This window comes from Pseudomonas sp. GP01-A4 (genome assembly GCF_058780865.1).
The window spans coordinates 56,688-83,136 of the sequence record NZ_JBYSWF010000004.1 but is presented as its reverse complement, the minus strand read 5'-3'; the positions used below and the strand labels follow the sequence as shown (position 1 = coordinate 83,136).

The window sequence follows — 26,449 nt, the reverse complement described above, 5'->3', positions numbered from 1 at the left end:
TATGGGTGAAATAGCTCGGCAGGCGAAACCCACCGTGGCTGGATGCTAAAGGGCGAAGCTTTCACTAACCTTTCAGTCGCCTTTCAATGTTTTCGGGCTTCACAGCGCAGGCCGCGCCTGTAAACTCCCCGGCAAAGCGTGGCGCCGACCACCCCCGAACGAGGTAAAAACCCATGCGTGTCCTTCTGGTCGAAGACCATTTGCAGCTAGCCGAAAGTGTCGCCCAGGCGCTCAAGAGCACGGGTTTGACCGTCGACGTGTTGCACGACGGAGTGGCGGCGGACCTGGCCTTGAGCAGCGAGGAATACGCGGTGGCGATTCTCGATGTGGGCCTGCCGCGCATGGACGGTTTTGAAGTGTTGGCGCGCCTGCGGGCCCGTGGGAAAAATCTGCCGGTGTTGATGTTGACCGCACGCAGCGATGTGAAGGACCGCGTGCATGGCCTCAACCTGGGCGCGGATGACTACCTGGCCAAGCCGTTCGAACTGACGGAGCTGGAAGCCCGGGTCAAGGCGCTGCTGCGCCGTAGCGTGCTGGGCGGTGAGCGGCAACAGGCGTGTGGCGTGCTGATTTACGACCTGGATACGCGGCGCTTCACCCTGGGTGGTGAACTGCTGACCCTGACCTCCCGCGAGCAGGCGGTGCTTGAGGCGCTGATCGCGCGCCCGGGCCGGGTCATGAGCAAGGAGCAACTGGCTTCCCAGGTGTTTGGCCTGGATGAAGAGGCTAGCCCCGATGCCATCGAAATCTACGTGCACCGCCTGCGCAAGAAACTCGATGGCCAGCCTGTGGCCATCGTCACCTTCCGTGGCCTGGGGTACCTGCTGGAAGCCCGCGATGCATAAGCCCAGCAGCCTGCGCTGGCGCCTGCTGTGGAACCTGGCGCTGTTGCTGGTGGTGTTGATGATTGCCAGCGGCTTGAGCGCTTACTGGAATGGGCGCGAGGCGGCGGACACGGCTTACGACCGCACGCTGTTGGCCTCGGCGCGGACCATTGCGGCCGGCCTGTCCCACCGCGACGGCACCTTGAGTGCCGATGTGCCCTACGTCGCCCTGGATACGTTCGCCTACGACAGCGCCGGGCGAATCTACTACCAGGTCAACGATATTCACCAGAAGCTGATTTCCGGCTACGAAAACCTGCCGGGCCCGCCGCCGGGCACTCCACGCACCGATGACTATCCGGCGCTGGCGCGCTTTTATAACGCCAGGTATCAGGGCCAGAACGTGAGAGTGGTCAGCCTGCTCAAGGCAGTCTCCGAACCGAACATGAACGGCATGGCGGAAATCCGCGTGGCCGAAACCGACGAAGCGCGGGTGGCGATGGCGCGCAGCCTGATGGCCGATACCTTGCTGCGCCTGGGGATGCTGGCCATCGGTGCATTGTTGTTGGTGTTCTTTGCCGTGAGTGCGGCGCTGCGGCCGTTGGAGCGCTTGCGCACGGCCGTGGAAGAGCGTCAGCCCGATGACCTGCGGCCATTGCCGCTGGTGGAAGTGCAGCATGAATTGGGCCCGCTGGTACATGCGCTCAACCATTTCACCGAACGCCTGCGCGGGCAGTTCGAGCGCCAGGCACAGTTTATTGCCGATGCCGCCCATGAGCTGCGCACTCCGTTGGCAGCGCTCAAGGCACGCTTGGAGCTTGGCCTGCGTGCCGAAGATCCGGCTACCTGGCGCACCACCCTGGAAACCGCAGCCCAGGGCACTGATCGCCTGACTCACCTGGCCAATCAATTGCTCTCGCTGGCGCGCATCGAAAACGGCGCCCGGGCGATTGCCGAAGGCGGGGCCCAGTTGCTGGACCTGAGCCAGTTGGCTCGCGAGCTGGGCATGGCCATGGCGCCGCTGGCCCATGCGCGTGGCGTGGCCCTGGCGCTGGAGGCGGATGAACCGGTGTGGCTGCGGGGCGAGCCCACCTTGTTGAACGAGTTGTTGAGCAACCTGGTGGACAACGCCCTGGCCCACACGCCCCCGGGCGGCAACGTGATCCTGCGGGTCACGGCGCCGGCGGTACTTGAGGTGGAAGATGACGGCCCGGGCATCCCGCTGGATGAGCGGGACCGAGTGTTCGAGCGCTTCTATCGGCGCAGCCAGCAGGGCTTGGGGGCGGGCTTGGGGTTGGCGATTGTTGGCGAGATCTGCCGGGCACACCTGGCGCAGATCAGCTTGCATGACGGAGAGTTGGCGGGGTTGAAAGTGCGGGTCAGTTTTATCGCGGGGTAATCAGTAGAACATCGACCGTGCTTCATCCAGCTCGGCGCGCAAGGTGTCGCTGTAGGGGTCGAGTCGCAGCTTCTTGATCGCAGGTACCGTCAATATCGGCACGCTGGCCAGCGGGTGGTCAGTGTCGCGGTGACAATACAACACGGCGACCTGCACCAGGTCGATATAGTCCAGGCGCTCGGAGTCGCGCTCAAGGTTCATGTACTGCGCCGGCAGGTTCACCAGCATTTCCGGGAAGTCCCAGCGCCGCAGCAGCTTGTCCCCCAGCAACGGGTGGATGCTTTCAATCACGTGATCGAGGCTGACCGGATCGGACAGCAGTTCATAGTGATCTTCGGCGAAGGTCAGGATCGGCAGCACGCCAATCTGGTGCACCAGCCCACCCAGCGCCGCCTGGTCAGGCTTCAACTGGCTGTGGTTGCGGCACAACGCATAGCTCACGCCGGCCACTTCCAGGCTGCGCCGCCAGACATCGCGCATCTTCTGTTCGACCACCTCGGAACGGGCGTGGAAGATCTGTTCCATCACCAGGCCGATCGCCAGGTTGCTGCTGTAGTTGGTGCCCAGGCGGGTGATGGCGGTGTGCAGGTCGGTGACTTCCTGGGTCGCGCGCAACAGGGGGCTGTTGACCACTTTGATCAGCCGCGCCGACAAGGCGGTGTCGCGGCCGATCACTTTGCTCAGATGGCTGATGCTGATGTCCGGGTCTTCGGCGGCCTGGCGAATGTTCAGGGCCACTTCCGGCAGCGTTGGCAGAACCAGGTCATCGTTATCGATGGCCACAACCAACGCCTGTTGGACTTTTTCCGCCAGCTTGTTCATTCAAGATCTCTAGGGTGTAGCAAAAAGGTACGACGATCAGCGCTGGATCTCGCGATCACGGTCCAGCTGGTAGGGCAGGTCGAGCAGCTGAAGGCCCGGGCCTTCCAGCGTGCCTACATGCACATCGCCACTCTCTGCTGCTTCGGCTTGCAGCACCGCTAGAAGTTCAATCGCCTGATCGGCACGGGCGGCAAGCACCACCTCGCCGATGGCGCTGTTGTGATTCGGGGAAAACAGTGGGGTGCCGGGCTCAGGCAGCTCGCCGGCATTCAGGCTCAGGCGATACAGGCGACGCTTGAGTTTGCCCAAATACTGCATGCGCGCGACGATTTCCTGGCCGGTGTAGCAGCCTTTCTTGAAGCTGACGCCGCCGACGGCTTGCAGGTTGAGCATCTGCGGGATGAACAGTTCGCGGGTCTGGGGCATGACCTGGCCGATACCGGCACGGATCTGGCCCAGCAGCCATTGGTTCAGTTCACCTTCGTTCAATTGTGCGGCGAGTTGGCTGTGCAGGGTTTGAGCTTGGGCGGCGGGGGCCCAGAGTTCGGCACGGCCCGGCGATACGCGGATGGCGATCAGGTCGTCGCTGCGCACCACGCTGTCGGTCTCGGCGGGTAGTTGGAGGCCGAGGCCGGCCAGTACCTGATCGGCATCCGACACACCGAAACGCGCCCAGGCAGCGCTTTCGTCGGTGAGTTTGGATTTGGAGAACACGGCGTACTTTTTCAGGTCCGCCAGTTGTGGCTCCAGCAGTTCGGTGGCCATGGCCAGCAACACGCCATCGCCTTGCAGTAGGATGCGGAAGCTCGACTGCATGCGCCCTTTCTGGGTGCAGCGCGCGCCCAGGCTGGCCTGGGTGTCACTCAGGTAGTTAAGGTTGCAGGTCAGTTGTCCCTGGAGGAACTTGGCAGCGTCGGCACCACGGACGGCGAGAACGCCTTCGTGGGACAGGGGGCAGAAAAAAGCAGAGTCAGCCATGGGTCATCGCAGGTTAAAAAGTCATGAGTGCATCATAGAGGGGCGCCCGGCAAATGGATAGTTTCCGTATGGCCGACCAAAGCCGACTGTTCCAGGCAGCTTCGGCCTGTATACTTGCGCTCTATTTGAGGAGCGCTCCATGGTCGAAGATGTAGAACTCAATCGCCTCTACTGGCACAGCCGCCGCGGCATGCTTGAACTGGACGTGTTGCTGGTACCGTTCGTCAGGGAGGTCTATCCGCACCTCAACGACGTCGACCGCGACTGCTACCGCAAGCTGCTGGAATGCGAGGATCAGGACATGTTCGGCTGGTTCATGGAACGCGCCGAATCGGAAGACCCGGAGCTGCAGCGCATGGTTCGGATGATTCTGGATCGTGTCCAGCCCAAGTAATACGTTCGAATGCCGCTGGCACGCCTCCGGGCAGTTGCTGGCGGCTTATCTTTTCGCCCAGGCGTTCGCACTGGGTGCGCTGTGGTTTCTCGATGTGTCCCGATGGTTCGGAGCCTTTGGCGCCTTGTTGTGCCTGGCCCATGCCGGTTGGGTATTGCCGCGTCATATCCTGCTGACTCACCGTTCGTCGATCCGTGGCCTGCGCCGCGACGAGGATGGCTGGCAGTTGTGGAGCGCCGCGCGTGGCTGGCACAGCGTGCAACTGCGCCCCGACAGCCTGGCGTTGCCGTTGGCCGTGGTGCTGCGCTTTCGGGTGCAGGGTGACTGGCGGGTGCGTTCGATCTGCGTGCCACGGGATTCGCAGGCTACCGATGTGCATCGGCGCCTGCGGGTGCGCTTGAAGTTCAGCCGCCGTAGGTGGTTGGCACCAGAATAGTGTCGCGTGCTTCGGGCAGCATTTGCGGGTAGTCGAGGGTGTAATGCAATCCCCGGCTTTCCTTGCGCTCCATGGCCGAGCGGATCATCAGTTCCGCCACCTGGGCCAGGTTGCGCAGCTCGATCAGGTCGCGGCTGACTTTATAGTTGCTGTAGAACTCGTCGATCTCATCCAGCAACAGTCGAACCCGGTGCTGCGCCCGCGCCAGGCGCTTGTTGGTGCGCACGATGCCCACGTAGTCCCACATGAAGCGCCGCAACTCGTCCCAGTTGTGGGCGATGATCACGTCTTCGTCCGAATCGGTCACCTGGCTGGCGTCCCAGCGGGGCAGGGCGGCCGGCACCGGGATGCGCGGCAGCTGTTCAAGGATGTCGGCGGCGGCGGAGCGGGCGTACACGAAACACTCCAGCAACGAATTGCTGGCCATGCGGTTGGCGCCGTGCAGGCCGGTGAAGCTGGTTTCGCCAATGGCGTACAGGCCGGGCACGTCGGTGCGGCCGTTCTGGTCGACCATCACGCCGCCGCAGGTGTAGTGCGCCGCCGGGACGACCGGGATCGGGCCCTTGGTGATGTCGATATTGAACGCCAGGCAGCGCTCGTAGACCGTCGGGAAATGGGTCTTGATGAAGGCTTCGGGCTTGTGGCTGATGTCCAGGTAGACGCAGTCGATGCCCAGGCGCTTCATTTCATGGTCGATGGCCCGGGCGACGATGTCCCGCGGGGCCAGTTCTGCTCGTGGGTCGAAGCGCTGCATGAAACGTTCGCCGTTGGGCAGCTTCAGGTGTGCGCCTTCGCCGCGCAGGGCTTCGGTGATCAGGAAGCTCTTGGCCTGCGGGTGATACAGGCAAGTGGGGTGGAACTGGTTGAATTCCAGGTTCGCCACCCGGCAGCCCGAACGCCAGGCCATGGCAATGCCGTCACCGCAGGCGCCGTCGGGGTTGCTGGTATAGAGGTAGACCTTCGCTGCGCCGCCCGAGGCGAGAATGGTGAAGCGCGCGCCGTAGGTGTCGACTTCGCCGCTGGCCCGGTTGAGCACATAGGCGCCGAGGCAGCGTTCGCCCGGCAGGCCAAGGCGCTTTTCGGTGATCAGGTCGACGGCGACCCGCTGTTCCAGCAGTTCGATGTTGGGGCGTTGCCGGGCCTGGGCGAGCAGGGTCTTGAAGATCGCGGCGCCGGTGGCGTCGGCGGCATGGATGATCCGCCGATGGCTGTGGCCGCCTTCGCGGGTCAGGTGGAACTCGAAGCCGCCGTCGTCGGTGCCGGAATGTTCGTCGCGGGTGAAGGGCACGCCCTGGTCGATCAGCCACTGGATGGCTTCGCGGCTATGCTCGACGGTGAAGCGCACCGCTTCTTCATTGCACAGGCCGCCGCCGGCATTCAGGGTGTCTTCGACGTGGGATTGCACCGTGTCGGTGTCATCGAGCACCGCGGCGACACCGCCCTGGGCCCAGAACGTCGAGCCATTGGCGAGGTCGCCCTTGCTCAGTACGGCTATGCGCAGGTGGCCCGGCAGGGTCAGTGCAAGGCTCAAACCCGCAGCGCCGCTGCCAATCACCAGGACATCGTGTTGAAACTGTTGGCTCATTTGAAGGATTCCGCAAAAAGCGATCCGTAGGGGGCGCAAACAGGACGCCTGGATCGGCGAATCAAAGGGTGACACGGCCCACTAGTATATAGAGGGGGGGAGCGGCACAATAGCCGGGCATTCGTGGCATTGTGAGACTACGGGCAACGAACTGCACGGCTTTCATGAAACGGACAGCGATTGGGATGGGAACTTTTTGCATAGGCCCCGACTCAATAGCAGGATGCCCGAAAGCTGGGAACACGCTGGATTTGCTGAGCCGCGTCTGTGTCAGGCGCGTCAGGAAACTGGCGACAGATTATTCGCGCAGCCGGCATTGCCCGCGCTGCGTTTTTCGTGTGTGCCAAATCAGTGCGCGCCGGAAACTTGCTTGGAGGGGGAGAACTTTTGCGAAAAGTCCGAGTCTATGTTTGCAAGCCTGATCGATTAGTTATGCAAGCCTCCTTCAAGTACAACGAGGAGTGTTCATGCTAACCCAGGAAGAGGATCAGCAGCTGGTCGAGCGCGTTCAACGCGGCGACAAGCGGGCATTTGATCTGCTAGTGCTGAAATACCAGCACAAAATTCTCGGGTTGATCGTGCGGTTTGTGCACGACACCCATGAAGCGCAGGACGTTGCACAGGAAGCCTTTATCAAGGCGTACCGTGCACTCGGTAATTTCCGCGGTGACAGTGCGTTTTACACGTGGCTGTATCGCATCGCCATTAACACGGCGAAGAACTATCTGGTTTCTCGCGGTCGCCGCCCGCCGGATAGTGATGTTAGTTCGGAAGATGCTGAATTTTATGATGGTGATCACGGCCTCAAGGATCTCGAGTCGCCGGAGCGTGCATTGCTGCGCGACGAGATCGAAGGAACCGTCCATCGCACTATTCAACAACTGCCAGAAGATTTGCGTACGGCGTTAACTTTACGTGAATTCGATGGTCTGAGTTACGAAGACATTGCGAGCGTCATGCAATGTCCGGTGGGTACCGTACGCTCCCGGATCTTCCGGGCTCGGGAAGCCATCGATAAAGCCCTGCAGCCGTTGTTGCAGGAAAACTGAGACAGCGGCGACAGCCAAGAGAGGAACCGCCATGAGTCGTGATGCCCTGCAGGAATCGCTGTCCGCAGTGATGGATAACGAAGCGGATGAACTGGAACTTCGTCGAGTGCTTAATGCATTTGATGATGCCGAAACCCGTGATACCTGGTCTCGTTACCAAGTCGCTCGGGCGGTGATGCACAAGGATCTTCTAATCCCTCGTCTGGATATTGCTGCGGCCGTTTCTGCTGCACTGGCTGATGAAGCCGTTCCGGCAAAAGCTGCTCGCGGTCCTTGGCGTAGCCTGGGCCGTCTGGCAGTCGCTGCTTCGGTGACCGTCGCTGTATTGGCAGGTGTCCGCCTGTACAACCAGGACGAAATCGCCGGTGCCGAACTGGCCCAACAGACCCAGCAACCGGTCATGGCCGGCCCGCAGGTCAAGGGTCCAGCCGTACTGGCCGGCTACAAGGAAAGCTCCGATACCACCGGGCCTATGGCCAACGGTGTACTTCAAGGGCAATCCGGCTGGCAGGATCAGCGTCTTCCAGGCTACCTGCGCCAACACGCACAGGAATCGGCCTTGAAAGGCACTGAAAGCGCTCTGCCTTACGCCCGCGCTGCAAGCCTGGAAAACCGCTAGTCCGCCAAGGAGCTTTATGCGCGCCATACCGCTCCTTGCGCTTTTGCTCAGTGGCTGGTTTGCAGTCCCCGCCCATGCCGATGAAGCCCAAGACTGGCTGACGCGTCTTGGGCGGGCGGAGCAGCAGCAAAGCTTTCAGGGCACCTTCATCTACGAGCGTAACGGTAGTTTTTCTACCCATGACATCTGGCATCGTGTCCAGAATGGTCAGGTCCGTGAGCGGCTTTTGCAGCTCGATGGTTCTGCCCAGGAAGTCCTGCGCTTCGATGGCCGTACCCAATGCGTGAGCGGCACGCTGGTTGCCGGGCTTGGGGGCTCCCCCAATACCTCTGCGCGTACCCTTGATCCGCAAAAACTCAAAGCGTTCTACGATCTTGCCGTCATCGGCAAATCGCGCGTGGCCGGTCGGAATGCGGTGATCGTCTCCGTGACCCCCCGCGATCAATACCGTTATGGTTTTGAGCTGCATCTGGATCGTGAAACTGCGCTGCCATTGAAGTCATTGTTGCTTAACGACCAGGGCCAGTTGCTGGAGCGTTTCCAGTTCACCCAGCTCAATACATCGGTGCCTGACGATCGTGATTTGCAGCCCAGTGGCGAATGCACGCCGGTGGCGGTGACCAACGCCAAGGCCCCGGAGGTCGAAATCCCTCAGGATTGGCGCCTCGACTGGTTGCCACCAGGCTTTCAGCTGGTCAACAGCAGTGCCCATAAAGACTCCCACACCAAGGTAACCGTCAGCAGTCTGATGTATGACGATGGTCTGGCGCGTTTTTCGGTATTCCTGGAGCCGCTTAACGGTGCGACCGTAAACGAGACCCGCACCCAGTTGGGCCCGACAGTCGCCGTTTCACGGCGGTTGAATACCCTGGAAGGCGAGGTGATGGTGACCGTCGTCGGCGAGATCCCGATTGGCACCGCCGAGCGAATAGCGCTGTCACTACGCAGTGGCACCGTGCCCGCCAAGCCTTGAGTTGTTAATCCTATGTTCATCCTGATATTTCAATGTTGCGCAGGAGATAGTCGATGCCTGCCTCTGCCGAGAGACATGAAATGTCTGGATCATTTTTTTCACTTGCTAATATTCCCTATGTTTTTTATAGGTCAGGGCTTAACGGCCCTGGCCTTGTTTTGTTCGCGGAACAAAAATGTCGGTCGCAGTTTTTCGGCGTTTATTGAACCCTGTCGCTCAACCCTGCTCGTCGTAACGGGAGCTGTATGTCGATACCACGTTTGAAGTCTTACCTATCCATAGTCGCCACGGTGCTGGTGCTGGGTCAGGCCGTTACCGCGCAAGCGGCCGAGCTGCCTGACTTCACCCAACTGGTGGAGCAGGCGTCGCCTGCCGTGGTGAACATCAGTACTACGCAGAAGCTGCCGGATCGTAAGGTCTCCAACCAGCAGATGCCCGACCTGGAAGGCCTGCCGCCGATGCTGCGGGAGTTCTTCGAACGCGGCATGCCCCAGCCGCGCACGCCGCGTGGCGGTGGTGGCGGCCAGCGTGAGGCCCAGTCCCTGGGCTCGGGCTTCATCATCTCGCCTGACGGCTACATCCTCACCAACAACCACGTGATTGCCGACGCCGACGAGATCCTGGTGCGCCTGGCGGACCGCAGTGAGCTGAAAGCCAAACTGGTGGGCACCGACCCACGTTCCGACGTGGCCCTGCTGAAAATCGAAGGCAAGGACCTGCCGGTGCTGAAACTGGGCAAATCCCAGGACCTGAAAGCCGGCCAATGGGTCGTCGCCATCGGTTCGCCGTTTGGTTTTGACCATACTGTGACCCAGGGTATCGTCAGCGCCATCGGTCGCAGCCTGCCGAACGAAAACTACGTGCCGTTCATCCAGACCGACGTGCCGATCAACCCGGGCAACTCCGGCGGTCCGTTGTTCAACCTGGCGGGTGAAGTCGTTGGCATCAACTCGCAGATCTACACCCGCTCCGGTGGTTTCATGGGCGTTTCGTTCGCGATTCCGATCGACGTGGCCATGGACGTTTCGAACCAGCTGAAAACCGGTGGCAAAGTCAGCCGCGGCTGGCTGGGGGTGGTGATCCAGGAAGTGAACAAGGACCTGGCTGAATCCTTCGGTCTCGACAAGCCGGCCGGTGCCCTGGTCGCGCAGATCCAGGACGATGGCCCTGCTGCCAAAGGTGGCCTGCAAGTCGGTGACGTGATCTTGAGCATGAACGGCCAGCCGATCGTCATGTCTGCGGACTTGCCACACCTGGTGGGCGCGCTCAAGGCCGGCAGCAAGGCCAAGCTGGAAGTGATTCGTGACGGCAAGCGCCAGAACGTCGAACTGACCGTCGGTGCGATCCCGGAAGAAGGCGCGGCGCTGGATGCGCTGGGCAACAGCAAGCCAGGTGCCGAGCGCAGCAGCAATCGCCTGGGCATTGCCGTCGTCGAGTTGACCGACGAACAGAAAAAGAGCTTCGACCTCAAGAGCGGTGTAGTGATCAAGGAAGTCCAGGACGGTCCTGCCTCCCTGATCGGCCTGCAACCAGGTGATGTCATCACCCACCTGAACAACCAGGCTATCAACTCCACCAAAGAGTTCACCGACATCGCCAAGGCGCTGCCGAAGAACCGTTCGGTGTCGATGCGCGTCCTGCGTCAGGGGCGTGCCAGCTTCATTACCTTCAAACTGGCCGAGTAATCCGCTAGTCCAATAAAAAGCCCCGCTCTCGATGTTCGAGAGCGGGGCTTTTTTGTGGCTGAAAGGTTTAGCCCATCATGTCTTTGATCATGCGCTCCTGGTCGATCAGTTCACGCTGGCGTGCGTCGATACGTGACGAAAGCGGGAAGTTGCTGCCGGCGCGACGCTTGGCGAAATCCAATTGCTGGATGGCCTGCTTGAAATCTCCCACCAGCGCGAAGTACTCGGCGCGGGCCTGGTGCAGGCCGATGATATTGCCCGACAAGCCACGGGTTTCCGCAACCTGGTACCAGACGTCCGGATCGTCCGGGCGAGACTTCAACAATCCTTCCAGGGCTTTTTCCGCGTCAGCGTTGCGGTTCTGCTTGAGCAGCAGATCCACACGAACCTGGTTCAGCGGATAGTTGCCTGGATATTGCGTCAACATTCGGTCCGTACGCTGCTGGGCATCCGGCAGGCGATTGTTGGTCATGTCCAGCTCTATCTGCGCCAGGTTGTAGGTGATGTCGTTGGGCGCCTTGGCCAGCAGCGGCTTGAGGTTTTCCCGGGCCAGGTTGAACTGGGCACCCTTGATCTGAGCGATGGCGAGGCCATAACGCGCGATATCGTTCTTCGGATTTTCATCCAGCTGGGCCTGGAAACGTTTGGCGGCCAGCCCCGGGGTGTCTTCGTAATACAGCTGCACCCGAGCACGGATCAGTTGATAGCGCAGGCTGTCCTCAATGCCACCCAGCTTGGCTTGCTCCGCACGGTTGCGGGTGTCGGCGATCCGCGATTCGGTTACCGGGTGAGTCAGCAGGAATTCAGGCGGCTTGGCATCGAAACGGTACTGGCGCATCAAGCGCTCGAACATGGTTGGCATGGACCGTGGGTCGTAGCCGGCTTTCTCCAGGTTGAGAATGCCGATGCGGTCAGCCTCTTGCTCGTTTTGCCGGGAAAAGCGCCGTTGCTCCTGGATCGCGGCGGCCTGGCTGCCGGCGATCGCGGCAATGCCCGCATCGCCTGCGCCAGCGGCGGCAGCGATGATGCCGCCGAGCAGCGCAGCCATCATCGGGATCTGCATGCGCTGCTGTGCTTCCACGCCTCGTGCGAAGTGACGTTGGGACAAGTGAGCCAGTTCGTGGGCCAGTACCGAGGCATATTCGCCTTCGGTCTGGGCGTTGAGGAACAGGCCGCCGTTGACCCCGACGATGCCGCCCGGTGCGGCAAAGGCGTTCAACTGCGGGCTGTTGATCAGAATGAATTCCAGGCGCCGGTCATTGACCTGGCTGGTTTCCACCAGCTTATAAACGCTGGATTCGACGTAATCCTTGAGCTGCGGGTCGTTGAGTTGCGAGACCTGGCCACGCAGGTAGGCCAGCCATGCCCGACCCAGATCGTATTCCTGTTTTGGCGAGACAATGGCAGAACTGGCGTCGCCAAGTGACGGCAGGTCGTCGGCGAAGCCTGGAGAGGCAAGCAGGCAAGCCAGCGTCAGCAGGGTAGGGCGCAAAAAAGTCATGCACAAAGCCTTTCGACAAAGAGCTTACTGTAGCCGGACACTGAGCTTCGGACCAGATATTCTAAGCGCCCTCGACGCCCACCCGGAGTTAGACCATGACCGACGCTGTAGCCTTCGATGCCGAACTGGATGCCAGTGGCCTTAACTGCCCGCTGCCCTTGCTCAAGGCCAAGCTGGAGCTCAATCGGCTGGCCAGCGGCGCGGTGCTCAAGGTGATCGCCACGGACGCTGGCTCCCAGCGGGACTTTCGTACGTTTGCCAAGCTGGCCGGCCACACCCTGCTGCATGAAGAAGACGAAGCGGGCGTCTATCGTTACTGGTTGCGCAAGGCCTGAATCGCTTGAATATGCTGTCCTTATCGCCTGAGGTTTATTGATGTTCAAAGTGTTACGTGACTGGATTCAGCGCTACTTCTCCGACGAAGAAGCCGTGGTGCTGGCCGTCCTGCTGTTTCTTGCCTTTACGGCCGTGCTCACTTTGGGCGGCATGCTGGCGCCGGTACTGGCGGGGATGGTGCTGGCGTACCTGATGCAAGGCCTGGTCTCCATCCTGGAGCGTCTGCGCTTGCCGGGTGGGGCAGCGGTGGGTCTGGTGTTTGCCTTGTTCATGGGGCTGTTGCTGGTATTTATCGTGATCGTGGTGCCTTTGCTGTGGCACCAGTTGATCACCTTGTTCAACGAGCTACCGGGCATGCTCGCCAAGTGGCAGTCATTGCTGCTGCTGTTGCCTGAGCGCTATCCGCACCTGGTGTCGGACGAGCAGGTCCTGCAGGCCATTGAGGTGGCTCGCGGCGAAATCGGAAAGTTCGGACAATGGGCGCTGACCTTTTCCCTTTCGAGCTTGCCGCTGCTGGTCAACATCATGATCTACCTGGTACTGGTGCCGATCCTGGTGTTTTTCTTCCTCAAGGACCGCGAGATGATCGGTCGCTGGGTGCGTGGCTATCTGCCCCGTGAGCGTGCGCTGATTACCCGGGTCGCCGAGGAAATGAACCGCCAGATTGCCAACTACATCCGCGGCAAGGTTATCGAGATTTTTATCTGCGGTGGCGTCACTTACATCGGTTTTGTCGCGCTGGGGCTTAACTACGCTGCCCTGTTGGCGCTGCTGGTGGGTGTTTCAGTGGTGGTGCCATACGTTGGCGCGGTGGTGGTGACGGTGCCGGTGATGTTGATCGCGCTGTTCCAGTGGGGCTGGAGTGATCAGTTCATCTACCTGATGGCGGTGTACGGCATCATCCAGGTGCTGGACGGCAACGTGCTGGTGCCGCTGCTGTTCTCCGAGGCGGTGAACCTGCATCCGGTGGCGATCATCTGTGCGGTGTTGTTGTTTGGCGGGTTGTGGGGCTTCTGGGGGGTGTTCTTTGCGATTCCCCTGGCGACGCTGTTCAAGGCGGTGCTGGATGCCTGGCCTCGGCAGGAGCCGGTGGTGGCGCCGTTACTCTGATATTTGTGGTGCCGGTGCAGGGCCTCATCGCGGGCAAGCCCGGCTCCCACATTGACTGAGTTGTCCTGTCGAACAATGATCACAGGTGGGAGCTGGCTTGGCTGCGATAGCTATTTCAAAGCCAGCAGGTGAATCAAGCCTGGTTCAGCGCCTGTGCCGCTTCGAGCACTGCATCCACATGGCCCGGCACTTTCACACCGCGCCATTCCTGGCGCAGTACGCCATTCTTGTCGATCAGGAAGGTGCTGCGATCAACACCCAGGTATTCCTTGCCATACAGCTTCTTCAGCTTGATCACATCAAACAGCTGGCAAACCGCTTCGTCCTTGTCGCTGATCAGCTCAAAGGGGAATTCCTGCTTGGCCTTGAAGTTCTCGTGGGACTTCACGCTGTCCCGGGACACGCCAAACACCTCGGTGTTGGCCGCCTTGAACGCAGCATGCTGGTCACGGAAGCCCTGGCCTTCAGTGGTGCAGCCCGGGGTGCTGTCTTTCGGGTAGAAGTAGATCACCACTTGCTTGCCCTTGAGCCCGGCGAGGCTGAAGGTTTGCCCGCTGGTGGCCTGGGCTTCGAAGTCGGCTACCGGTTGGTCGATCACTACAGACATGAAGACTTCCTTACATAGGGTTCTGTGGGCGCCAAGGCTCGATCAGTGCGTCGAGGTTCAGGGCATCGGCGAAATCCAGGAACTGGTCGCGCAGCCAACTGATCTGTACGCCGGCCGGCAAGGTCACGGTAAAGGTGGCGTTGAGCATGGTGCCGCCGGTCTGCGGAGCCTGATAGGTGTCGCAGGTCAGGTTTTCCAGCTCGACGTTGTGGTCGATAAAGAACTGGCACAGCTCGTTGACGATGTCCGAGCGGTAGGCCGAACTGACATAGGCCACGTAGGGCAGGGCCTGCGGACGGTTTTCCAGGGCGGCGCTGCGCACCACGTTGACCGTGAAGTCATGCTTCTTCGCCAAACCCGGTAAACCGGTTTCAAGGCGGGCCAGGGCATCCCAGGTCCCGGAAATCTGCAGGACCAGCGCACTGCACTCGCCATGGCGGGTCAGGCGGGAGGTCACGACGGCGCAGCGGTTTTCATGGCTGGCGCGGCACAGGACGTTAGTCAGCTCCATGGGGTTGGCGCCGAGGGCACTGATGACAAGGAATTGTTCGCGGACTGTGGGGGTGGACATGCAGCCTTCCTAAAGCGATGAGCGGTCGATACGATGCAAGCGGTATCAATCAAAGGATGAAGGGTAGCGAAAACCATCGCCAAGGGCTAGGAGGTGGCGTTTTCATTACGTAATCAGCTTCATCAAACCCAGCTTTGGCCGAATGATGGCGCTGCTGCGAACTAAGTTGATCCAGAACGCATCCTCAGGCGGTACTTCGCTTGTACAAGCATCTTGGCGCCAGTACCATTACCGCTCTCTTTTTCCGGCAGGAGCGGTTGCATGATTGCGGGCAGTATGGTGGCACTGGTCACACCCATGGATGCACAAGGTAATCTCGACTGGGACAGCCTGGGCAAACTGGTGGACTTCCACCTGCAAGAGGGCACCAACGCCATCGTGGCGGTCGGCACCACAGGTGAATCGGCCACACTGGATGTGGAAGAACACATCGAAGTGATCGAGTTCGTGGTCAAGCGCGTTGCAGGGCGCATTGCTGTCATCGCCGGCACGGGCGCCAATTCGACCCGCGAAGCGATCGAATTGACCAGCAACGCCAAGAAAGCCGGCGCCGATGCCTGCCTGCTGGTGACGCCGTACTACAACAAGCCGACCCAGGAAGGCCTGTACCTGCACTTCCGCGCCGTTGCCGAAGCGGTCGATATCCCGCAGATCCTCTACAACGTACCCGGTCGCACCGCCTGCGACATGAAGGCCGAGACCGTGATCCGCCTGTCCACCGTACCGAACATCATCGGTATCAAGGAAGCCACCGGTGACCTGCAGCGCGCCAAGGACATCCTGGCCGGCGTCAGCAGCGACTTCCTGGTGTACTCCGGTGACGACGCCACGGCGGTCGAGCTGATCCTGCTGGGCGGCAAAGGCAACATCTCGGTGACTGCCAACGTTGCACCGCGCGCCATGAGCGAGCTGTGTGCCGCGGCCATCGCCGGTGATGCGGTCAAGGCCCGGGCGATCCACGAACAACTGGCACCGCTCAACAAAACCCTGTTTATCGAATCCAACCCTATCCCCGTGAAATGGGCGCTGCATGAGATGGGCCTGATGCCGGACGGTATCCGTCTGCCGCTCACCTGGCTCAGCGAAGCCTGTCACGAACCGCTGCGACAGGCCCTGCGCCAGTCCGGCGTCCTGGTTTAATTGAGGAAGCACTACGCATGAAGCGATTGGCCGGACTTTCCGCACTTGCCTTGATTATCTCCAGCACCAGTGGCTGCGGTTGGATCTGGGGCCCGGAAGGCTACTTCCGCGACCGCGGTAGCGATTACCTGGAAGCCCAACAAACCGCCCCGATGAAATTGCCGTCGGACGTCAATGTCGCCAAGCGCCTTGACCCGTTGCTGCCGATTCCGCGCAACGTGGCCGACGACACCGTCAAGGGTGAATACGAAGTGCCGCGTCCACAGCCGTTGTCGGCCGTGGCCGACGCCAGCGACTACAGCCTGCAGAAGAGCGGCGACACCCGTTGGGTCATGGCCCAGCGCCCACCTGCCGAAGTCTGGCCGGTGGCGGTCCAGTTCTTCCAGGACAACGGTTTCCGCATTGACGAACAACGCCCGCAGACCGGTGAATTCACCACCGCGTGGCAGCACACCAGCGAACTGTCGGCATCCATGGCCAAGCGCCTGCAGGCCGGTGGCGTAGCCAATGACAGCGAAGCCCGCATCCGCGTGCGTATCGAGCCAGGCGTGCAACGCAACACCAGTGAAGTCTACGTAGTCAGCGCCGAGCGTCCTGCCGGCAGCACCGCCAACGTCGACTTCACCCCACGTTCGGTCAACACCGGCGTGGACGCTGCCCTGGTCGACGAAATGCTCGCCAGCATGAGCCGTATTTCCGAGAAGGGCGGCTCCGTCTCCCTGCTCGCCGCCGGTAGCTTTGACACACCTAGCCGCGTCAGCCTCAGCGAAGACGGCAGCGGCAACGTGGTGCTCAACCTGGGTGAAGACCTGGACCGCGCCTGGTCGAGTGTCGGCCGCGCGCTGGAGCACGGCGAATGGCGCGTTGAAGACATCAACCGCAGCCTGGGCCTGTACTACATCAACCTGGCCGAAAAAGCCGAGAAGAAAGACGACGAGCCAGGTTTCTTCAGCAAGTTGTTCGGCAGCAAGCCGACCAAGGAAGAGATCGAGACCCGCGCCGAGCGTTACCAGGTTCGTTTGAGCAAGGTAGGCGAAAGCGTGCAAGTCACCGTCGAGAAAAACATCAACACCGTGGCGCCGGCAGAAGTGGCGCGCAAAGTGTTGGGCGTGATTCAGGACAACCTGGGCTGATCCGATGCGTTTTGCCGTTCTCGGCAGCGGTAGCCAAGGGAACGGCACGCTTGTAGCCCATGACGACACGTACGTCCTGGTGGATTGTGGTTTCTCCCTGCGGGAAACCGAGCGGCGCCTGCTGCGCCTGGGGGTTCACCCCGCGCAGCTGAGCGCGATTCTGGTGACCCACGAACATGCCGACCACGTGCATGGCGTGGGTTTGCTGTCTCGGCGCTACAATCTTCCGGTGTACCTGAGTCGCGGCACCTTGCGCGGGATGCGCAAACCGATTGAGCCCGCAGGTTTGCTGGCCGGTGGCGAACAATTGCAGATCGGTGCCTTGAGCATCGATGTGATTGAAGTGGCCCACGATGCCCAGGAACCGACGCAATACGTATTCAGTGACGGTGAACGGCGTTTTGGCCTGCTCACTGACCTGGGTTCGTACTGCGCCAAGGTGCTGGACGGTTACCGGGACCTCGACGCATTGATGATCGAGTCCAACCACTGCCGTGACCTGCTTGCGCGTGGCCACTACCCGGCCTTTCTCAAGCAGCGGGTCGGCGGGCAGTTTGGACATTTGAACAACCACCAGGCGGCGTACCTGGTGTATGAGTTGGGCTGGCAAGACCTGCAACACCTGGTCCTGGCCCACCTGAGCAGCAAGAACAACCTGCCGCAGCTGGCCCGGCAATGTTTTGTCGACACCCTTGGGTGCGACCCGGACTGGCTGCAACTGGCCGATCAAGATTCAGGGCTCGACTGGCGACACATCGCCTAGCCCACCTACTTAGCAAGCGGAGCCCATCATGGAAAAACGTGAAGAACTCTACCGCGGCAAAGCCAAATCGGTTTACAAGACCGACGACGCCAACCGCTTGATCCTGCTGTTTCGCAACGACACCTCGGCGTTCGACGGCAAGCGCATCGAACAGCTCGACCGCAAAGGCATGGTGAACAACAAGTTCAACGCCTTCATCATGCAGAAACTCGAAGCGGCCGGCATTCCGACCCAATTCGACAAACTGCTGGGCGACAACGAATGCCTGGTGAAAAAACTCGACATGATCCCGGTCGAGTGCGTCGTGCGTAACTATGCGGCCGGCAGCCTGGTGAAGCGTTTGGGCGTGGAGGAGGGCCTCAAGCTCAACCCCTACACCTTCGAACTGTTCCTGAAAGACGACGCCAAGGGTGACCCGTTCATCAACGAATCCCACGTGGTGGCGTTCGGTTGGGGCACCGCTGAGCAACTGGCTCGCATGAAGGAGCTGTCGCTGAAGGTCAACGACGTCCTGAGCAAACTGTTCGACGACGCCGGCCTGCTGCTGGTGGACTTCAAACTCGAATTCGGCGTGTTCCACGACGGCTCCATCGTCCTGGGCGACGAATTCAGCCCTGACGGCTGCCGCCTGTGGGACAAAGACACTCGCAAGAAGATGGATAAAGACCGCTTCCGCCAGGGCCTCGGTGATGTCATCGAAGCCTACGAAGAAGTCGCCAATCGTCTCGGCGTACCGCTGTAACCGACGCAAGCATCTGATAGCACGGAAAAAAATCGCTTTGGCGCTTTGCTTCCAGGAAACAGGCTGTTATGATGCGCGCCGTTGGAGAGATGCCAGAGTGGCCGAATGGGACGGATTCGAAATCCGTTGTACCTTCACCGGTACCTAGGGTTCGAATCCCTATCTCTCCGCCATACCTATACGTTAAAGCCCTGATTATTCAGGGCTTTTTCGTTTCTGTGTTTCTGAAAAAAATCCCAGCCCATACTTTGGCCCATACTCTGGATGGCTCAGTGTTTTTTCGACCAAAGGCTGATTTTTCGACAGTTTCTAAGCGGTGCAGTCCAGGAGCGATCCGTCGATCGATCTGAATCGCATCGTTGTAATCGGGATCATCATCTGACCGACACCAACGCACGAACGCTTGCCAGCGATTGTCTGTTGGCGCCGGCACTGAATTGACTCAGTTACCGAGATGCCACTGACTCAGTCTGATTCCTCGCGAACCATTTCCTGTGCTGGATTTCTGCCGATTGAAGTTGGGTCAGTCTTGCGTTGGCACGTGGGTCAATTCGGCGTCGGCGCCAACATTCCTGGCGTTCGCTAGTTAGAGCGCTGGGTACGTGCCCAGCCCCATATTGATACGATTTTTGGTTACCGGCTCGCAATAGTTGAAGTTCCACAGCATCGAGCCATTGCTCCTGAATCGGAGCTGGAGGCCGTCACCATCGCTGAGGACGTAATCCTTGTCTTTTGCCTTGACTGTCTTGAGCTAGCGGTCGGAGAGGCGAAGGGCTGGAGCAGGCATGAGAGCTACTTCTGACACCATTTTGGTATTCCAAAAAATAGCACCGGATGGCTTGGAATACCCAAACGGCTGGAACTCAAAAATTCTCTGCGGAGCTCTGTAGCGATCAAACCCTTGATTTTGGTGGATTTCAGACACAAAAAAAGACGTCCGTGAACGTCTTTAGATGTTGAAGTGGTGGAGCCGATAGTAGCTAGCGGCCCAGGAAAAGCCGGATCAAATATTGCGTTTCTGAATTGAGCTCAACAAAATCCAACATCGCTTTATCCGCGGCTCTCAATTTTTTGGCTTCTTACTAGATGGTCTGAACAAAAGACTAAGGAGGAATATAACCGTTTTGCAGTCTAGCAATCGCAATGCTGCACGGGCTTCCTCCGGCCGTACCTTGGCAAGCATCGGCATGGCACCGAAAATCTTGCCCTTGAGCACCAACTCATTTCCACTGCGTTCAATGGCACTGACGGCCATCAACTCACTATTGTCGCTACCGAAAATCTTCATGTTCAGTTCCTCGTCACGCGTTCGAAATCGATGCCCATGTCATCGAACATTTTGATGGCGGTGCCACGGCCTGCGCCAAATACCCCACCACCTGGGTGCATGAAGGGACCTACCAGGTACAGGTTGTCCAACCCAGGTACGCAGAGGCGGCCCAGGTCGGGCGTGGGGCGGTGCGCGAAGTTCTGATAGAAGTAGGGGGCTACGCCGTGTACGTCGCCTTTGACCATGGAGTTGGGCGAGCTGCGTTCCAGGTCAAGCGGTGAGCACACCTTGCGGGCAATGATGTTGTCGGGCGTGAGGTTCTTGACGAACTTGCGGTAGGCCTGAAGGCTCAGGTCGCCGAACTCCTCCTTATAGTCATCCCAGCGCGCGGCGCCGCCTTCTGCCAGATTGTAGGGAGCAAAGGTCATGCCATGGAACATGCCTTTGCCAGGCGGCACACGTGTCGGATCGTTGATGCTCTCGTCACCACCGGCCACCAGTCGGCGCTTCGACACGCGACCACGGCGCAGCTCGTCGAAGTCGTCGAGCATGTCGCTCAGGCGGTCGCTGCTCATCATGGTCAACATGGTGGCGCGACCGACATCGGCTCCGGCGTAGAACTCGGCCTTGTTGTGCAAATCGTAGTGGCTGACGAATAGGCTGAATGGAGCCAGCGTGGCGCGTTCGGCACGGGCAACCATACCCGGGTCCAGCCCATCGACAAAGCGTTTGATCACATGGGGGTGCAGAGCGCCGATCACTGCGTCGCGAGCCAGTATGCGCTCACCATCGGCTAGCTCGACACCGGTAGCGCGGCCACCTTCTGTGATGACCTTGCGCACTTCACTGTTGCAGCGGATTTCGCCTCCGTGGTGCTCGATACAGCGCACCAGTGCTTCGGACAGCTTGCCGCTGCCACCCACCGGCTGCGATACGCCATAGGTGTGCATGATGCCGACGAACACGTAGACGCCCATGCCGGTGCCCAGCTCATCGGGTGTTTGCAGGTTCTCGGCGATCACCCGCAGCAGATGGATCTTGACCTTGTCATGCTCGAACAGGTTATCGATGATGTCCAGGGTGCTGCGTTGCATGGCGTCAAATATCTCGCGACCTTCCAGGCTCTGGTCGAGCATGGCGACCATGGCGCCCATGGGCAGGGGCGGTGAGTAGAAACCGGAAAGGAACATCGGCAATAGACCCGCGGCCTTGGTGGCCAGTTTGCGATAGGTTTCGGCATCGCGGGGAGAGATGCTGGCGATGGATTCGCAGGCCTTGTCCAGGTCGCGGTAGGTGATCAGCGCGCTACCGTCCTCGAAAACGGTGGCGTGGGGCACGTCGGAGTAGTTGTACTTGAGGCCAAACTTGCTGAACAGCTCAAGCTCGTCCTGGGTGATCAGGGGGTTGCCCTGGATCATGATGTGCACGCTCGAGTGCTCGTCATGCCAGAAGCCGGGAGTGTTAAGCTGGCGCGTTGTCACGCCGCCGCCGACGTAGTCCTTGCGCTCCAGCACCAGGACTTTCTTGCCGGCCTTGGCCAGGTAGGCCGCGGCCACCAGGCCATTGTGCCCGCCGCCGATGGCGACAACATCGTAGTGATTCATGTGGACCTTCCGCGTCTGTTGTTTTTGTTTTCAGCTCCTTGCCAGGTGCAGGCGCTGCTGGGGCGATTCTAAGAGCGGCTGGTAGATACGCGGAAGACGGCACTTTAATGTGGGTCGGTTACCTGAATGTGCGTACCCCCTGGGCGCAATATGTGGAGAGTGGGATGCACAAGGGCGAAGGGTCTACGCGAGTGGTCGACACGGTTCAGCGCCAAGCGCTGGACGATCTGAAAGCGCGCGTGCTGCGCGGCGGTAACGACCCCCATGGGCCGGTCCGCGAAACTCTGGCCCGCCTGGGCGATCGCTGGAGCCCGCTGCTGTTGCTGGTGTTGCGCAATGGCACACTGCGCTTTACCGAGTTGCAGCGGGAGGTCAATGGCATGGCCGATGGCACGCTTTCACAGCGTATTCTGACCCTCAAGCTGCGCGCCCTGGAGCGCGATGGCATGCTCGAACGCACGGTGATCGCGACCATCCCACCGCAGGTCGAATACAGCCTCAAACCTTTGGGGTTGGCACTCGTGGAGCAGTTGGACGGGCTGTTGGCCTGGCTCGAACAACAGGCCCCGACCATCAACGCCGCCCGCGAAGCCTACTACGGCTAACCTGTAGCAGCTTCGACAGCGGCTACAGGCAGCGGGTCAGGGGAGAGAGGCTGCGGTCTCGATGATCAGATGGCGCAACCACGCCAACCCGGGGTCATGCTGCTGGTATTTATTCCACTGCATGGCAATGGTCAACGGCGGCGCCGTCCAAGGCGCGGGAACCACGCTCAGGGGTAGGTAGTGCGCCCAGCGCTCGGCTAGGCGGCGGTGCATGGTGGCCACACGTTGAGTGCCGATCAGGAAGGGCGGCACGCTGTTGAAAGTATTGGTGGTCACCTCAACCCGGCGCTCAAAGCCGAAGCTGCGCACAAACCACTCATCGGCCATCGGCGCGCGATGTTCGGTGCCCCAACGCACTAGCACGTGCCCCAATGCCTTGTAGTCATCCATCGACAGCGGCCCGTTTGCCGCCGAGTGATTCTTGCATAGCACGCACACGTACTCGTCGCTGAACAGTGCGGTGGAAGGGTGTTCCTTGAGGATGTTGTTGTCAGGCAGCAACAAAAAGTCCACATGCCCGCGTTCGATCTCGAGGGCCGCCTCATCGGTGGGCAGGTACTGTTCGATGGAACACTGCGGGGCAATGGCACTGAGCTTGCGGCTGACTTCGGGCAACAGCACCATGCCCACATAATCCGAGGCCATCAGGGTGAAGTTGCGGCTGGCCAGTTCCGGTTGGAACTGGGTGCGGTTCTCCAGCGTGGAGCGCATTTGGATCAGTAGGTCGCGAATCGGCTGGGCCAGGGTCTCGGCCATCGGCGTGCGGACCATCTTGCGGCCGATCTGCACCAACAGATCGTCCTCGAAGTAATTGCGCAAGCGTGAAAGCGCCGCGCTGGTGGCCGGCTGGCTGAGGTGCAGGCGCTCGCCTGCGCGGGTGATGTTCTGTTCGGCCAGCAGCACGTCCAGCACCACCAGCAGGTTCAAATCCAAACCATGGAAGCGCATGGTCTTGCTCCGTGTTTTTATGATTATGGGCAGGCATTTGTGGTCGTTATACCTATGCATAGAGCAAGTTGGAACCTGGATGATAAAAATGGCCTATTCGCAAGAAGGATGCCTGGCATCCAGACTGGCGATTTCCTGATGAAGGGCGGACTTCCTAAATTGGTGAGTTCCATCCTTCTCGCGGGAACGCACATGACTCATTCATCTCGTTTGCTGGGCAAGGTCGCCCTCGTCACCGGTATTGGCAGTGGCATTGGCCGGTGTTGCGCCCTGATGTTCGCCCGTCAGGGGGCCCGTGTACTGGGCTGCGACCTGGACGCTGTCGCCGCTCAACACCCCGTGGCGCAGGCCTTGGGCGAAGGGCTGTGCATCGACAGCCTACACCCATGCGACCTGACCGATCCCCACGAAGCTCAACGCTTGGTGCGGTGGGCGGCAGACCTGCACCAGGGCTTTGATATCCTGATCAACGAGGCTGCCTTCGGGGCGTTCGCCTGGATCGAAGACATGGATTACCACAGCACTGGCGAAAGCCCCTCGCTGGTGAACTGGACCTGGTGTTCCTGCTGTGCCAGGCCGCCTGGCCGGTGCTCAAGGCCAGGGTGGCGGTTCGATCATCAACTTCGCCTCGGTTAATGTCTGGATGAGTTTGAAAGGCTCACCGGCACTGGCCCACTGCGCCGGCAAGGGCGGGGTGCTGGCCATGACCCGGCAACTGGCAATGGAGGGCGGCCCTCACGGTATCCGCGCCAACAGCATTTCCCCGGGGCTGATCGAAACCGCCGCCACCCGTGCCCACCTGGCGGCCGACCCGCATTTTCGCCAGGCCGCCCTGGACCATCAGTTACTACCACAGCGCATCGGCCAGCCCGAAGACATCGGTTAGGCGGCAATCTACCTGGCCAGCGACGAGTCCAGCTGGGTTACGGCCACGGAGCTACGAGTGGATGCCGGCGCGACTGCTTGCTGAGCTATCCACGGTCTGGATTTGACCTATCTGAACAAACAATTTCCGGCATACCTGAGGGGTGATTAAGGTAGAGCCATGTTCAGCCGGCACCCCCACCAGGCTGGCGATAACAAGAATAAGTTTGGAGAGCTGATCCGTGTCCCATCTCATATTTCCTCGTAAGGCCGCCCCGATTCACCCCTACAACAAGATCCGTTCAAGAGGAACGCTTTGATGAGCGACATCAAGAAAGTCCTGATCGTCGGCGGTGGCATCGGTGGGCTCAGCGCCGCCATTGCCCTGCGCAAGGCGGGCGTTGCGGTCGACATCGTCGAAATCAGCCCCCAGGCCAAGGTTTTCCACGTGGGCATCGTGGTGCAAGCCAACTGCATTCGCGCCATGGCGCAACTGGGCATCGCCGATGCCGCAGTGGCCGCCGGTTTCCCGTACAAGGGCCTGCGCATCTGCAACCAGCAGGGCGAGGTAAAAGTCGAACTCAGCGGCGCCCGGCTGGCCGGTGAGCAGTACCCGGCCAACCTCGGCCTGACCCGCCCGGCGTTGCACCAGGTGCTGCTTGATGCGGTGACCGCCAGTGGCGCCCACCTTCGCCTGGGCCTGACCTTCAGTAACATTGAACAGAGCGCCGATAACGTCAACGTGCAGTTCACCGACGGCAGTCGTGGCGACTACGACCTGGTGGTGGGCGCCGACGGTGTGTACTCCAAGGTGCGCACCACGGTGTTCGGCGAGCAGTACACGCCGCAGTTCACCGGCCAGGGCGTGTGGCGCTACAACTTGCCACGGCCCAAGGACCTGCTCTGGTCGCACATGTTCGAGGGCAAGGCGGGCGGCAAGGCTGGCTACACGCCACTGACCGACGATAGCCTGTACATCCTCTCGGTGTTCGAGGAACCGGGTAACCCGTTCTTTGACCCTGACACCCTGGCGGCCGAGTTTCGCCTGCGCCTGGAAGGCTACGGCGGCCTGGTGCCGGAACTGAGCGCGCAGATCACCGACAACAGCCAGGTGGTGTACCGCCCGCTGGAAGTACTGTTGATGCCGGCACCCTGGTACCGCGGCCGCGTGCTTCTGATCGGCGACGCCGCCCACGCCACCACGCCGCACATGGGGCAGGGCGCCGCGCAAGCCGTGGAAGACGCCGTGGTGCTGGGCGAACTCTGTGGTGCCGAATTGACCCTTGACCAGGTGCTCGACGGCTTCATGCAACGCCGCTTTGAGCGCTGCAAGTTCATCAACCAGGGCTCGGTGCAGATCGGTGAATGGGAGCAACGGCCCACGCCGGATGCCGACTTCGCCGGCCTGATGAAAAAGATGATCGACGTAGTCGCCCAGCCGCTCTGACGCAAGGACACGCACATGCAACGCAACCCCCTCAATGGCTGGCAGGTCGAGCGCGATACCATCGGTTTCATCGGCCACGACCTGCAGCGCCCCGAATGCATCATCGCCCAACCTGACGGCAGCCTGTGGGCCGCCGATGCTCGTGGCGGGGTAATGCACATTGCCGCCAGTGGCGAGCAAACATTGCTGGCGCCCAAGCAAATGGAGGGGCACGAGACCTCCTTTGAATCGCGCTACGTGCAATCGCAAGGTGCCTCCCTGCCCAACGGCCTGGCGCTGACCGAGCAGGGCGACTTCATCATCTGTAACTGGGGCCTGGACCGTATCGAGAAGCTCGACCGCCAGGGCAACATCCAGGTGCTGTTCGACCAGCTCGACGGCAAGCCCATGGGCAAGACCAACTTCCCGTTGCGTGATCGTCAGGGCCGGATTTGGTTCACCGTAACCACCACGATGCAGCCCTGGACTGACTCGATCAATTCCGGCGTGCTGGATGGTTACATCGGCGTGATCGACGAGCAGGGTATCCGCATCGTCGCCGAAGGCTTCGGCGGCACCAACGAGATCCGCTTCGACGACAACGAAGAGTGGCTGTACGTGGTGGAAAGCAATGTGCGGCGCATCTCTCGCCTGCGCCTGAACGCCGACGGCTCGCTGAGCGACCGCGAAGTGTTCGGCCCGGCGGAGCTGGAAGGCTTTCCCGACGGCTTTGCCTTCGACACCTTCGGCAACCTCTGGGTGACCCTGGTGATGAGCGACAAGCTGATCGCCCTGACCCCGGACGGTGAGGTGTTGACCCTGCTTGACGACGGCAACCCCCAGGCCACTGCACTGCTGAACCAGCACTACCAGGCCAAGACCCTGACCCCCCAGATCATGCAGGCCGCCCACGGCACGTTGGCACCGTGGATGGCCAGCCTGACCTTCGGTGGGCCCGACTTGAAGACCGTATACCTGGGCAGCCTGCAGGGCACCCACATTCCGTTTTTCCAGGCCCCGGTGGCTGGTCAGCCGCTGATCCACTGGCGCTGAAAAATCAATAAA

28 protein-coding genes, 1 tRNA gene and 1 pseudogene are annotated in these 26,449 nt (G+C 60.6%); 20 read left to right on the top strand and 10 right to left on the bottom strand.

Going from position 1 to position 26,449, the window contains the following annotated elements; translation table 11 throughout:
- The first annotated feature begins 173 nt into the window (after nt 1-173).
- Both AC3WKX_RS04445 and AC3WKX_RS04440 read left to right on the top strand, forming a co-directional pair.
- Nucleotides 174-845 (top strand): response regulator, encoded by a 672-nt coding sequence (locus AC3WKX_RS04445; protein WP_003212008.1) that lies wholly within the window; start codon nt 174-176, stop codon nt 843-845.
- Nucleotides 838-2,223 (top strand): sensor histidine kinase, encoded by a 1,386-nt coding sequence (locus AC3WKX_RS04440; protein WP_003212006.1) that lies wholly within the window; start codon nt 838-840, stop codon nt 2,221-2,223. Before AC3WKX_RS04445 ends, AC3WKX_RS04440 begins: the two co-directional genes overlap by 8 nt.
- On the opposite strand, the gene AC3WKX_RS04435 is transcribed toward AC3WKX_RS04440, so the two are convergent.
- Together AC3WKX_RS04435 and ygfZ are read right to left on the bottom strand one after the other, a co-directional pair.
- Nucleotides 2,224-3,045, bottom strand: a complete 822-nt coding sequence (locus AC3WKX_RS04435) for an HDOD domain-containing protein (RefSeq protein ID WP_003212004.1) — start codon at nt 3,043-3,045, stop codon at nt 2,224-2,226.
- A 36-nt stretch (nt 3,046-3,081) separates the two neighbouring features.
- The gene (ygfZ, locus tag AC3WKX_RS04430; RefSeq protein WP_102604220.1) at nt 3,082-4,023 is read right to left on the bottom strand and encodes a CAF17-like 4Fe-4S cluster assembly/insertion protein YgfZ; all 942 of its coding nucleotides are present in this window, start codon (nt 4,021-4,023) and stop codon (nt 3,082-3,084) included.
- A gap of 139 nt (nt 4,024-4,162) precedes the next feature.
- On the opposite strand from ygfZ, the gene AC3WKX_RS04425 reads away from it, so the two are divergent.
- Entirely contained in the window at nt 4,163-4,417 is a 255-nt protein-coding gene (locus AC3WKX_RS04425; protein ID WP_003212000.1) for an FAD assembly factor SdhE, read from the top strand.
- Entirely contained in the window at nt 4,401-4,853 is a 453-nt protein-coding gene (locus tag AC3WKX_RS04420; RefSeq protein ID WP_102604221.1) for a protein YgfX, read from the top strand. The genes AC3WKX_RS04425 and AC3WKX_RS04420 overlap by 17 nt, the downstream gene beginning before the upstream one ends.
- Here the strand turns inward: AC3WKX_RS04420 and nadB are convergent.
- The gene (gene nadB, locus AC3WKX_RS04415) at nt 4,822-6,438 is read right to left on the bottom strand and encodes an L-aspartate oxidase (RefSeq protein ID WP_003211997.1); all 1,617 of its coding nucleotides are present in this window, start codon (nt 6,436-6,438) and stop codon (nt 4,822-4,824) included. The genes AC3WKX_RS04420 and nadB overlap by 32 nt on opposite strands.
- 467 nt (nt 6,439-6,905) lie before the next feature.
- Here nadB and rpoE point away from each other — a divergent pair, with 467 nt between their 5' ends.
- The 4 genes from rpoE (at nt 6,906) to AC3WKX_RS04395 (ending at nt 10,764) form a co-directional block, all read left to right on the top strand.
- Entirely contained in the window at nt 6,906-7,487 is a 582-nt protein-coding gene (gene rpoE / locus AC3WKX_RS04410; RefSeq protein WP_003172477.1) for an RNA polymerase sigma factor RpoE/AlgU, read from the top strand.
- A gap of 31 nt (nt 7,488-7,518) precedes the next feature.
- Nucleotides 7,519-8,106, top strand: a complete 588-nt coding sequence (locus AC3WKX_RS04405; RefSeq protein ID WP_003172479.1) for a sigma-E factor negative regulatory protein — start codon at nt 7,519-7,521, stop codon at nt 8,104-8,106.
- 16 nt (nt 8,107-8,122) lie between these two features.
- Nucleotides 8,123-9,079 (top strand): MucB/RseB C-terminal domain-containing protein, encoded by a 957-nt coding sequence (locus AC3WKX_RS04400; RefSeq protein WP_102604222.1) that lies wholly within the window; start codon nt 8,123-8,125, stop codon nt 9,077-9,079.
- Nucleotides 9,080-9,324: 245 nt separating this feature from the next.
- A complete protein-coding gene (locus AC3WKX_RS04395) occupies nt 9,325-10,764 on the top strand; it encodes a DegQ family serine endoprotease (protein ID WP_003211993.1) in 1,440 nt (479 codons plus the stop codon).
- A gap of 67 nt (nt 10,765-10,831) precedes the next feature.
- Here AC3WKX_RS04395 and AC3WKX_RS04390 read toward each other — a convergent pair whose 3' ends face one another.
- On the bottom strand, nt 10,832-12,265 hold the full coding sequence (locus tag AC3WKX_RS04390; RefSeq protein WP_087692605.1) for a M48 family metalloprotease: 1,434 nt from the start codon (nt 12,263-12,265) through the stop codon (nt 10,832-10,834).
- A gap of 95 nt (nt 12,266-12,360) precedes the next feature.
- Between AC3WKX_RS04390 and AC3WKX_RS04385 the strand changes: the two genes are divergently transcribed.
- Both AC3WKX_RS04385 and AC3WKX_RS04380 read left to right on the top strand, forming a co-directional pair.
- Nucleotides 12,361-12,600, top strand: a complete 240-nt coding sequence (locus AC3WKX_RS04385; protein ID WP_003211989.1) for a sulfurtransferase TusA family protein — start codon at nt 12,361-12,363, stop codon at nt 12,598-12,600.
- Nucleotides 12,601-12,640: 40 nt separating this feature from the next.
- Entirely contained in the window at nt 12,641-13,711 is a 1,071-nt protein-coding gene (locus tag AC3WKX_RS04380) for an AI-2E family transporter (RefSeq protein ID WP_003211986.1), read from the top strand.
- Nucleotides 13,712-13,844: 133 nt separating this feature from the next.
- Here AC3WKX_RS04380 and AC3WKX_RS04375 read toward each other — a convergent pair whose 3' ends face one another.
- Together AC3WKX_RS04375 and AC3WKX_RS04370 are read right to left on the bottom strand one after the other, a co-directional pair.
- Entirely contained in the window at nt 13,845-14,318 is a 474-nt protein-coding gene (locus AC3WKX_RS04375; RefSeq protein WP_003211984.1) for a peroxiredoxin, read from the bottom strand.
- Between the two features lie 10 nt (nt 14,319-14,328).
- Nucleotides 14,329-14,889, bottom strand: coding sequence for a glycine cleavage system transcriptional repressor (locus AC3WKX_RS04370; protein WP_003172487.1), 561 nt, complete (start codon nt 14,887-14,889; stop codon nt 14,329-14,331).
- A gap of 261 nt (nt 14,890-15,150) precedes the next feature.
- Between AC3WKX_RS04370 and dapA the strand changes: the two genes are divergently transcribed.
- From dapA to AC3WKX_RS04345, 5 genes are all read left to right on the top strand, one after another.
- On the top strand, nt 15,151-16,029 hold the full coding sequence (gene dapA, locus AC3WKX_RS04365) for a 4-hydroxy-tetrahydrodipicolinate synthase (protein ID WP_003211981.1): 879 nt from the start codon (nt 15,151-15,153) through the stop codon (nt 16,027-16,029).
- 17 nt (nt 16,030-16,046) lie between these two features.
- Nucleotides 16,047-17,162, top strand: coding sequence for an NlpB/DapX family lipoprotein (gene bamC / locus AC3WKX_RS04360; protein ID WP_102604223.1), 1,116 nt, complete (start codon nt 16,047-16,049; stop codon nt 17,160-17,162).
- A 4-nt stretch (nt 17,163-17,166) separates the two neighbouring features.
- Nucleotides 17,167-17,925, top strand: coding sequence for an MBL fold metallo-hydrolase (locus tag AC3WKX_RS04355; RefSeq protein ID WP_003211977.1), 759 nt, complete (start codon nt 17,167-17,169; stop codon nt 17,923-17,925).
- A 28-nt stretch (nt 17,926-17,953) separates the two neighbouring features.
- Nucleotides 17,954-18,667: a phosphoribosylaminoimidazolesuccinocarboxamide synthase gene (purC, locus tag AC3WKX_RS04350; RefSeq protein ID WP_003211975.1), complete on the top strand. Its 714-nt coding sequence runs from the start codon at nt 17,954-17,956 to the stop codon at nt 18,665-18,667.
- A gap of 83 nt (nt 18,668-18,750) precedes the next feature.
- Nucleotides 18,751-18,840: transfer RNA gene (locus tag AC3WKX_RS04345), tRNA-Ser, on the top strand.
- 416 nt (nt 18,841-19,256) lie between these two features.
- On the opposite strand, the pseudogene AC3WKX_RS04340 reads toward AC3WKX_RS04345, so the two are convergent.
- The 3 genes and pseudogenes from AC3WKX_RS04340 to AC3WKX_RS04330 form a co-directional block, all read right to left on the bottom strand.
- Nucleotides 19,257-19,454: pseudogene (locus AC3WKX_RS04340) on the bottom strand (integrase arm-type DNA-binding domain-containing protein); the annotation flags it as partial.
- 276 nt (nt 19,455-19,730) lie between these two features.
- Nucleotides 19,731-19,955, bottom strand: a complete 225-nt coding sequence (locus AC3WKX_RS04335) for a hypothetical protein (RefSeq protein ID WP_032892929.1) — start codon at nt 19,953-19,955, stop codon at nt 19,731-19,733.
- Between the two features lie 2 nt (nt 19,956-19,957).
- On the bottom strand, nt 19,958-21,541 hold the full coding sequence (locus AC3WKX_RS04330; RefSeq protein WP_032892928.1) for a phytoene desaturase family protein: 1,584 nt from the start codon (nt 21,539-21,541) through the stop codon (nt 19,958-19,960).
- 164 nt (nt 21,542-21,705) lie between these two features.
- Here AC3WKX_RS04330 and AC3WKX_RS04325 point away from each other — a divergent pair, with 164 nt between their 5' ends.
- Nucleotides 21,706-22,146, top strand: a complete 441-nt coding sequence (locus AC3WKX_RS04325; protein WP_102604224.1) for a winged helix-turn-helix transcriptional regulator — start codon at nt 21,706-21,708, stop codon at nt 22,144-22,146.
- Nucleotides 22,147-22,182: 36 nt separating this feature from the next.
- Here the strand turns inward: AC3WKX_RS04325 and AC3WKX_RS04320 are convergent, their stop codons facing one another.
- Nucleotides 22,183-23,094: a LysR family transcriptional regulator gene (locus tag AC3WKX_RS04320; RefSeq protein WP_032892927.1), complete on the bottom strand. Its 912-nt coding sequence runs from the start codon at nt 23,092-23,094 to the stop codon at nt 22,183-22,185.
- A 192-nt stretch (nt 23,095-23,286) separates the two neighbouring features.
- Here AC3WKX_RS04320 and AC3WKX_RS04315 point away from each other — a divergent pair, with 192 nt between their 5' ends.
- The 4 genes from AC3WKX_RS04315 to AC3WKX_RS04300 all read left to right on the top strand — a co-directional run bounded on the left by AC3WKX_RS04315 (nt 23,287) and on the right by AC3WKX_RS04300 (nt 26,437).
- On the top strand, nt 23,287-23,730 hold the full coding sequence (locus tag AC3WKX_RS04315) for an SDR family NAD(P)-dependent oxidoreductase (RefSeq protein ID WP_252117767.1): 444 nt from the start codon (nt 23,287-23,289) through the stop codon (nt 23,728-23,730).
- Nucleotides 23,731-23,737: 7 nt separating this feature from the next.
- On the top strand, nt 23,738-23,980 hold the full coding sequence (locus tag AC3WKX_RS04310) for an SDR family oxidoreductase (protein WP_252117766.1): 243 nt from the start codon (nt 23,738-23,740) through the stop codon (nt 23,978-23,980).
- Between the two features lie 297 nt (nt 23,981-24,277).
- A complete protein-coding gene (locus AC3WKX_RS04305) occupies nt 24,278-25,405 on the top strand; it encodes an FAD-dependent oxidoreductase (RefSeq protein ID WP_102604225.1) in 1,128 nt (375 codons plus the stop codon).
- Nucleotides 25,406-25,420: 15 nt separating this feature from the next.
- Entirely contained in the window at nt 25,421-26,437 is a 1,017-nt protein-coding gene (locus tag AC3WKX_RS04300) for an SMP-30/gluconolactonase/LRE family protein (RefSeq protein WP_102604226.1), read from the top strand.
- The last annotated feature ends 12 nt before the right edge of the window (nt 26,438-26,449 follow it).